This is a genomic window from Halomonas sp. IOP_14 (assembly GCF_021021315.1).
GTDB lineage: Bacteria > Pseudomonadota > Gammaproteobacteria > Pseudomonadales > Halomonadaceae > Vreelandella > Vreelandella titanicae.
In genome coordinates this window covers 100,360-108,957 of sequence record NZ_JAINWD010000017.1, presented here as the reverse complement: position 1 = coordinate 108,957, position 8,598 = coordinate 100,360, and the positions used below count along the sequence as shown (strand labels likewise).

General features: G+C 55.7%; 8 protein-coding genes and 1 pseudogene. 5 read left to right on the top strand and 4 right to left on the bottom strand.

Annotated features, from left to right (window positions below):
• Both K7H09_RS13660 and K7H09_RS13655 read left to right on the top strand, forming a co-directional pair.
• Positions 1–335 (top strand): annotated as a pseudogene (locus K7H09_RS13660) (MBL fold metallo-hydrolase); the annotation flags it as partial.
• Positions 336–416: 81 nt separating this feature from the next.
• Positions 417–704 carry a HigA family addiction module antitoxin gene (locus tag K7H09_RS13655; protein ID WP_230804946.1) on the top strand — a complete coding sequence of 96 codons (288 nt, stop codon included), beginning with the start codon at positions 417–419 and terminating at the stop codon, positions 702–704.
• A gap of 71 nt (positions 705–775) precedes the next feature.
• Here K7H09_RS13655 and K7H09_RS13650 read toward each other — a convergent pair whose 3' ends face one another.
• Together K7H09_RS13650 and K7H09_RS13645 are read right to left on the bottom strand one after the other, a co-directional pair.
• On the bottom strand, positions 776–1,228 hold the full coding sequence (locus K7H09_RS13650) for a hypothetical protein (protein WP_230804944.1): 453 nt from the start codon (positions 1,226–1,228) through the stop codon (positions 776–778).
• 545 nt (positions 1,229–1,773) lie between these two features.
• Positions 1,774–2,295: an NADPH-dependent FMN reductase gene (locus tag K7H09_RS13645; protein ID WP_230804942.1), complete on the bottom strand. Its 522-nt coding sequence runs from the start codon at positions 2,293–2,295 to the stop codon at positions 1,774–1,776.
• Between the two features lie 594 nt (positions 2,296–2,889).
• Between K7H09_RS13645 and K7H09_RS13640 the strand changes: the two genes are divergently transcribed.
• On the top strand, positions 2,890–3,543 hold the full coding sequence (locus K7H09_RS13640) for a DsbA family oxidoreductase (RefSeq protein ID WP_230804940.1): 654 nt from the start codon (positions 2,890–2,892) through the stop codon (positions 3,541–3,543).
• A gap of 99 nt (positions 3,544–3,642) precedes the next feature.
• Here the strand turns inward: K7H09_RS13640 and K7H09_RS13635 are convergent, their stop codons facing one another.
• Positions 3,643–4,836, bottom strand: coding sequence for an E22 family MetX-like putative esterase (locus K7H09_RS13635; protein ID WP_230804938.1), 1,194 nt, complete (start codon positions 4,834–4,836; stop codon positions 3,643–3,645).
• A gap of 76 nt (positions 4,837–4,912) precedes the next feature.
• Entirely contained in the window at positions 4,913–6,085 is a 1,173-nt protein-coding gene (locus tag K7H09_RS13630) for a UbiH/UbiF/VisC/COQ6 family ubiquinone biosynthesis hydroxylase (protein ID WP_230804936.1), read from the bottom strand.
• A 106-nt stretch (positions 6,086–6,191) separates the two neighbouring features.
• On the opposite strand from K7H09_RS13630, the gene K7H09_RS13625 reads away from it, so the two are divergent.
• Both K7H09_RS13625 and K7H09_RS13620 read left to right on the top strand, forming a co-directional pair.
• Positions 6,192–7,058: an NAD-dependent protein deacetylase gene (locus K7H09_RS13625; RefSeq protein ID WP_230804934.1), complete on the top strand. Its 867-nt coding sequence runs from the start codon at positions 6,192–6,194 to the stop codon at positions 7,056–7,058.
• A gap of 47 nt (positions 7,059–7,105) precedes the next feature.
• Positions 7,106–8,569 (top strand): protein adenylyltransferase SelO, encoded by a 1,464-nt coding sequence (locus K7H09_RS13620; protein ID WP_230804932.1) that lies wholly within the window; start codon positions 7,106–7,108, stop codon positions 8,567–8,569.
• Positions 8,570–8,598 lie beyond the last annotated feature (29 nt).

The window sequence follows — 8,598 nt, the reverse complement described above, 5'->3', positions numbered from 1 at the left end:
GGGACAATGACCAGCCTGACTTGTTGTTTGATGCGTGCGCGGGTGCACAGGTGCTGGTGCATGAAGCCACCTACACCGAAGAGATGGCCCAGAAGGCCGGTGATGTAGGGCATAGCTACGCCAAGCTTGTCGCTGAGTTTGCCGAAACCGCACAGCTGCCCAATCTGGTGCTGACGCACTTCAGCCCCCGTTACCAGCTCAACCCCCATGCGTCGCCGTCTATTGAGGACATCCGACAAGAAGCCCGGAGCGTCTATTCGGGCTCGCTTTACCTGGCGCGGGATTTTAGCGAATACATCCTGGATAAATCGGGTCACTTTGCTGAACTGGCATAGCAAGTTTCTCAACTCTTTTTGGTGTGTACCATACTAATGCCGAGATAGTGAATTACGAAGATTACCACTGAGGTAGCGCCAATGTTGATGCACAATCCACCCCACCCTGGTGAAGTATTACGCGAGCTTTGCTTGGAGCTTCTAGGCCTTACTGTGACAGCTGCTGCCGAAGCGCTGGGTGTAAGCCGCAAAACGCTCAGTGCCGTGCTGAACGGCAAAGCGGGTATTAGTCCTGAAATGGCTGTGCGGCTTTCTATTGCGTTTGATACCTATGCGGAAAGCTGGTTGAACCAGCAGTCCCAATACGAGCTTTGGCATGCCGAACAGCATCGCAAAGAGCTTAAAGTAAAGAGGCTGGTTGCCGCTTAAAGCAGCGGTGGTTTAAGTACACCCTGGATTAAGCGGGCCACTTTGCTGAACTGGCGGCAGAATAACTGCTTTCATCCCCCACCCGTTGAGGCTTGCCGCGCAGGCCAGTCGCGGCAATAGCCTTCACCTGTTGCGACTACCAGACAGTCTTCCTTTTCCAATAGCCACTTCATGCCGTTGGCTTCACCGTCGCTCGCAAGAAGCAGCTGTGGGCCCTCCCCGCGGTTGAAGCGAATGCCTTCGGCGATGGCCTGCCCTTCGAAGGTGCCGATTTGGTCGGCATCCAGGCCGTAGCGCATGTGAAGGAGATAATGGCCCGGGCCTGCAAAATCGTCCTTACTGATTTCCAGGAATAACCCTTCAACGCCAATCCATCGGCCGACCCATTGGTCGGTCACTTGGTGGTGGTGCTGGTTTTGCTCGGTTGTAGTATCTGAAGCGGGCGCGTTTGATGCGGAGGTGTTGCTGTTGCTACACCCGCTTATCAGCATCGTAGCGATTAGCGCTAATAATGCTTTTTTCATAGCTGGCTCCTTATCATTACTGGGTGTTGCTCTGTATAGGAGGAAATGTACTTTCATCAGTTTGAACGTATTTTGGTATATGTCGATGGGCTATATGCTGCTGAGGTGTTTTAGAAAGTTAAACACCGGCTTGCTGATTATGAACAGGGGTACGTCCGGTGGTTGCTTCAAACACTGCTGAATTTATTTTTGTTCGTGAGGGAATCAATGGGGTAGAGTTAAATTAATTTATGAGATCACTGTTAACTAGATATCTTCAGGATTTCCCATGTCCTCAGCCCCCTGGCTTCAACGCTGGTTACCTCTTATCACTGATCGAGCTGACTGCGGGCCAGTCCTAGAGCTTGGTTGTGGTGCTGACCAATATCGCGAAGAGCTCAACGTGAAGAAGCTTGTTGCGGCCTGAAATAGCACATAGCCAGGTCATTCTCCAGGTGTCATATCCTTCGAGTCGCAGCGGTTTTGCCACTGGTGATGGCAGGCGCTATAAGTTTCTATAGCGCCAGTGATGACAGACTGCAGACGATTTCCCAAAATAGACAAGTTTAAATGTTACTTAATATTCCAAGTAAATCCCGGTTAAACTGCTGGTTAGTAACGACACCCTGCTCTAAGTCAAAATTGTCGAAAAAGCTTGGTAAGGAAAGCGCACCTATAACGGTTGCTGAAAAATAGGGCGCTGACGCTTGTGCGGAAGCTAAGACACTTTGTGCCCCACTTTGGCCAGGGGAGGTAGATAGCATAAGAACGGGTTTATTTTGAAATACTTTCATATCTATTCGTGATGTCCAGTCAAATAGATTTTTATAGGCTGACGTATAGGATCCGTTGTGTTCCGCGAATGACATGACAATGACATCTGCCTCACCGATAGCGTTGTAAAAAGCATGCGCCAATGCAGGGATGCCAGACCCCTTTTCTCTCTCTTCGCTAAATATAGGCATTTCAAAGTCGTTAAGATCGATTAACGAAATATCTGCGTTGTTGATCTGTTGTGCTGCATAAAGCGCCAGCTTTTTGTTAATGGAGTTTTTGCTGTTGCTAGCGCCGAAGGCAAGTACTTTCATTTTAAAATCCTCTGGGTTGATTTTTCCAAGGGTGTTGGTTTGGTTTTAGTTACACGTATTTAATAAAAATATTATCTGAAGCGATAAGCTTGAGTTGGCTTTGACGTAGGGTTATTCTGAAACCTCAACTTAGGTTGAGGTCAAGAGGGGGGTGAAAAATAAACTGATAGGCATTTTATTTGAGCTTGAAGAGCTTCCGAATCCTACCCGTATCACTCTTTTTGATTGGAACAAATTGGGCTCTAGGTGGCAGGCGAGCTAAACAGGAAGATAACGCAGTTAATTGAACTGAGAGATATGATGACAGACTGTATCGGGTGTGGTTGCCTTTCTCTTGATCGCCGCGTTTGCCGAATAGACAGAGCTGCCCACCTGGTGCTGACGCACTTTATTCCTCGTTACCAATTCAACCCCCAGCGTTGGAACTAGTAAGCTGCTAAGCCGTGAGTAAGAGGCTTTGGCTTACCAACGCCGTCAATGGGTTGGAAAAAGTGCACAACCGACTAGGCGGGTTGCGCTTAGGTGTTGCTTGATAAAAGCCAAGGCTTAGCGCAGTTTGTGCGCTGATGACCGAACCCAACGAGGAGATCCATCATGCAGAAGGTAAGAATTGATCTAGTGTCCGATGTAGCCTGCCCATGGTGCGCGATCGGCTATCGGCGCTTGGAACAAGCGCTAGAAACCCTTGATGGCGAGATCGACGTTGAGCTTTTCTGGCAGCCCTTCGAGCTCAACCGGGATATGCCGCCTGAGGGCGAGCTGGTCCTGGAGCACTTGTGCCGCAAGTACGGTAAGGATGCTGCCAGCATGGCGCAGTCCCAGCGCGAGATTATGGCGGTGGCCGAAGAGCTTGGATTAAATTTTCGTGGTGCCCAGGAGCGTCGGGCGAACAACACTTTCGCTGCCCACCGCGTGCTTGCGTGGGCTGCAACGCAGAACCTAGAGACACCCCTGCAATTGGCACTGTTTGATGCCTACTTTGGTGAGGCGAAAAACCCTTCAGACCCAGAGGTTCTACGCGAGAAGGCCATTGAGGTCGGGCTTGACGGTGACGTTGCCGAGTCCATCGCCCGGTCTGATCAGTACGCAGACGAAGTTCGAGCGGCAGAACAGCGATTCATGGAAGCAGGGGTCACTGCCGTGCCGGGATTCATCCTCGACGGGCGCTACCTGATTTCGGGCGCCCAGCCAGCTGAAGTGCTTGTCGATGCGCTTCGTCAGGTGGCCGAAGAGAACGCCAGCCGCTAATGTTTTAGAGGCTCTGGCCTGAGATGCGGCTGGTAAGGCTGGCTCATATTGCAACTTCTTCAGCGCTGGGTTTAAGACTCAAAGTCAGCGCTCAATCCCTTACTGCAAAAACGCCCGCAATGTATCGCTAGCTTGGTCGATGGAAACAACGCCATCCAAATGGCCTCGATTGCCTTCCAGGGTTTCAAGCGTCACCTCAGTGCCATCTGCCTCAATCAACTCGGCAGTGCGGCGCACGCCTTCGGGTGCGAAGACGAGATCGTTTTCGCTATACAGCATTAGTGTCGGTGCCTCGATGGCGGCAAGGCCTTCTTCTAAAGAGTCGCCGTGGCCCGCCATAAAGGTTTGGTTGGCGCGCACCAGGTAGAGTAGGTGGTTGGCATCGGAGGTGGCAGCACGAGCGGCGGCGATGTCATCCAGCGTTTTCTCAATCGCGTAGCGGGCGTTGATATCCTGGGCTGGGTCGCGTTCTTCGTCGGCCCAATCGCGGTTAAAGGTTTCGTTAGCCCACTGCCAGTGGTTGGCGTTGAGTGTCACCAGTTTCAGCGCTTCTTTTAGCCCGTCGATAGGCGGTTCGCCGTTGTAGTAGTTACCCTCGTTCCAGTTGGCGTCTAAACGAATCGGCGCGGCCCAGGCGCTTAGGGTTGCCAGCAGCCAAGGGTCGGCAACGCCGCCGCCAATCACTGAGATTAGCCGTTCTACTCGGTCAGGATAGGCGCTGGCCCACTCGAAGGCCTGTAGCGCGCCCATTGAGGCACCCATCACCGCATGCAGTGATTCAATGCCTTGGCCTTCGAGTAGCTCGCGCTGTACCTCGACAAAGTCGCGGATGGTGACGACCGGGAAGTCCATGCCCCAGGGCTCGCCGGTGTCAGGGTTGATGGAGGCGGGCCCGGTGGTGGTGACGTTGGGGTCTTTGGCATTCAGGTTAACCAGCGTATCCGAGGAGATGATGTAGTACTCATCGGTATCGAGTGGCTTGCCGGGGCCAATGATGGCATCCCAGTAGCCGGTCGGCTGCCCATTTTCCTCATAGCGGCCTGCCGCATGGCTGGTGCCAGAGAAGAAGTGGGTGATTAGAATGACGTTATCGCGGGCGTCATTGAGCTCGCCGTAGGCTTCCCAACCCACCGTGATGTTAGGGATCGTCTCACCGCCCTGGGTAGTGAAGCTGTCCATTTCAAAGGTCTGCTTCTCGACGACGCCATCCCAGGCCCACAGGGGAGGAGCCAGAAGGAGGCCAAGGCCGGAACAGAGCGTTGCCGTGAACAGCGCATATCGTGTAGATGCCATAGGGTTGCCTTTAACGAGGGGTTATTGTGATTGTTATGGGCCACCGGCAGTGACCACCCTCTCAGCGTAGTAGACCCTAGCGCATTTTAAACGGATTCAGCCCATTAGCTTGCTGCATCATCATGCGTTTGGCGAACGGGAAGCGCTCGGCTATTTGCAGGCTTAGATCGCCTAGTTGGCGCAGCGGCTTGGCGCCGGTAAACAGGTGGTGAAAGCTGTTGGTGGCGGCGATCATCGCTTGGTTGGCCGCGCGGCGCTGGCACTCAAAGCGGAGTAGGTTGACATAGTCGCCGGGGTCGCGGCCCTGGATAATGATCTCGGCAAGGGTGTCGGCGTCGTGCAGGCCGATATTTAACCCCTGGCCTGCCAGCGGGTGCACCACATGGGCCGCGTCGCCAATAAGTGCCAGGCGCTTGCCGATATAGCGGTGGGCGTGTTGGCGCTTGATGGGAAAGCTGGCCCGGGCGACGATGCGGATGAGGTTGCCCAGGCGTTTAGGGAAGGCCATTTCGATGGCTGCTTTGAGTGCGTCATCGTCCAGCTGTTCGCGGGCTTGGGTGGTTTTATCTGTGTCGTACCACACCAAGGAAGCGCGATGGCCGGGCAATGGCAGCATGGCAATGGGGCCCGTGGGGGTGAAGACCTGCCAACTGACATCCTGCTGGGGCAGTTCGGTTTCCACGTTAATAATCATCGCTCGCTGATGGTAGTCGTGGCTACTAACGTTGATCCCCGCTAGCTCACGTAGGGTCGATTGCGCGCCGTCGGCGCCGACGATCAAACGGGCGCTTAGGGTTTTGCCATTATCCAGCTCCAGCAGGCGGCCAGTGCTTGAGGTGATCGTACTTAACGGCGCGCAGTGGGTGTAGCAGGTGACGCTGGGCAGTTGTTCTAGCCGTTGCCATAGCGCGTACTGCAACGTGCGGTTTTCGATAAAGATGCCGAAGTCATCCATGCCACTATCCTGAGCGGAAAACAGCGAATGGCCGGTGCCGTCCTGGTTGGAGACATCGATATGCCGAAAAGGGCAGCAACGCTCCTCAGGTAACGTCGTGCCGCTGGCCTTAACAAAGGCTAACGAGCGCGCATTCAGCGAGGAAATACGCAGGTCATAGTCACCGCTAGGGGGAGTAGGGGAATCGCCGTGCTCCACCAGCCCTACGGAGAAGCCCGCATGACCCACGCGGGCCGCCAGGGCGGCGCCCACCATGCCGCCACCGACAATAATAATGTCATGATCGTGCTGCATAAGAGTATCTCCTGGGTGCACAATAACCGTTAAAGGGCGCGTTGCATGGCCCGCTGTTGCTATACAGTATCGTTGAGTTTGAGCCACATTGCCTAGAGGTGAACGATTGACGCAGGCCGTGGAAATTGCAGAAAGCGTTGCCCTGGCGGGCGAGGAACTGGCTGATTTTATTCAGCGGCACCCCAAACTGTGGGTGATTACCGGTGCCGGTGTGAGTACCGACAGTGGCATTCCGGACTATCGCGATGCGGATGGTCAGTGGAAGCGGCCACCCCCGGTGCAGCATGGCGACTTCATGAGTTCTCATCACGTTCGCCAGCGCTACTGGGCCCGCGCGCTGATCGGTTTTAGCGCCATGCGCGAAGCCCAAGCCAGCGGCGCACACCGTGCGTTGGCCGCGCTGGAGTCACAGGGTTATATCCAGCAGTTGGTGACCCAAAACGTTGACCGTTTACATCAGCGCGCTGGTTCCCGCCGGGTGATCGACCTGCATGGTCGAGCGGACATGGTGAAGTGCATGGTGTGCGACTATCAAATGATGCGCCACGCCATGCATGCCGAAATGGCGCGCATGAATCCGAGCTTTACTGGTTTGCAGGCGGGGCACGCTCCGGATGGCGATGCCGACCTGGAAACCGACTTCAGCACCTTTCGCATTTTCGACTGCCCGCGCTGCAGCGGCATCCTGAAGCCTGACGTGGTGTTCTACGGCGATGTGGTGCCCGCCGAACGGCGGCTTGCAGCGCAGGTAGCGCTGGCCGAGTCGAATGCGGTACTGGCAGTGGGCACCTCGTTGATGGTGTTTTCCGGCTACCGTTTCTGCCGTGCCGCCCATGAACGGGGCATGCCGCTAGCATCGCTATCGCTCGGCGTCACCCGGGCAGATGCGCTATTGACCCACCAGTGGCGGGCGCCGTTGACGCCGGTGCTTGAGCAGGCTGTGCGCTGTTTGCAGCGGCGTTTACTTGACTAAAGTGCTAGGGTATTAGGTAGATATCGCCATCAATAGCGGAGCCTATCGTGCTGCCATTCGAACATCTCTATTCCACCTTGCCTGAACCCCTCTGGGTCGCCACCCAAGCAACACCTGTGGCCAGCCCGGAGCTGATTGCGTTCAATGCGCCGCTTGCCCATGAGCTAGGGGCCAAAGAAATACCTGACTCTACAACGCTTGCCGAGTGGTTTAGCGGCAACCAGCCCATGCCGGATGCCAAACCGGGCGCCTTAGGTTACGCCGGGCACCAGTTCGGCAACTTTGTGCCGCAACTGGGCGATGGCCGTGCGCTGCTGCTGGGTGAAGTGATCGATCAGAATGGCGTTCGCCGCGATGTGCAACTAAAAGGCAGCGGTCGCACGCCGTTTTCCCGTGGTGGCGATGGTCGTTCGCCGTTAGGGCCGGTGCTGCGTGAGTACCTGGTCAGCGAGTTCATGGCCGCCATGGGGATTCCCACCACCCGTGCCCTTGCGGCCGTGGCGAGCGGCGAGCGAGTGGTACGGCAAATGGCTGAGCCCGGCGCCGTCTTTACCCGCGTGGCGAGCAGCCATATTCGCGTGGGCACCTTTCAGTTTGCCGCTGCACAGCGGGATGAAGCATTGCTCAAAGCCCTGGCGGATCATGTGATTGCGCGCCACTACCCGGATGCCGCCAACGCAGAAGATCCCTATATGGCGCTGCTGGAAGCGGTGGTCGCTCGTCAGGCAGTGCTGATTGCCCGCTGGATCAGCGTCGGCTTTATTCACGGCGTGATGAATACCGATAACTGCAGCATCGCCGGCGAAACCATCGATTACGGCCCCTGCGCCTTTATGGAGCAGTTCGATCCGCAGAAGGTGTACAGTTCCATCGATCAAGGCCGACGCTACGCCTTTGCCAACCAGCCAGCGATTGCTCAGTGGAATCTGGCCCGCTTTGCCGAAACGCTGCTGCCGTTGATGCGGGAAGAGGGCGACGCGGTCGTGGAGCAGGCCACTGACGCCATCCGGCGCTTTGAATCACTGTTCAGCGCCGAGCAAGTCCGCCTGCATGCCGATAAGCTCGGTTTAGCGGCGGAAAGCCCCCAGGCCGAAGCGCTAATGGAAGGCCTCGAAAGCCAGATGCATCAGGGGCGGATGGACATGACCGCTACCTTTGATGCGCTCACGCAATACGCAGCCTCTCCGAGCGATGAGTACCGCCAGGCACTGCTGGCACTGACGACTCAGCCTGACGGTTTGACCGCGTGGCTGGATACCTGGCAGCAAGCGCAGATAGCCAGCCAAGATAGTGAGCGTTTTGCGGCCATGCGAAGCGCCAACCCGGTCATTATTCCCCGTAACCACCGGGTTCAAGAGGTCATTGATGCCGCTTACGACGGTGATTTTGCGCCTTTCCACACCTTATTGGCAGTGGTGACTAAGCCGTTCGATGAATCTGTTGAAGCGCGCCGTTTAGCGGCGCCCGCCACGGAAAATGAGCAGGTGCTAAGAACCTTCTGTGGCACATAACGCCTATGCTAGACTGTGTTTTTTTACAG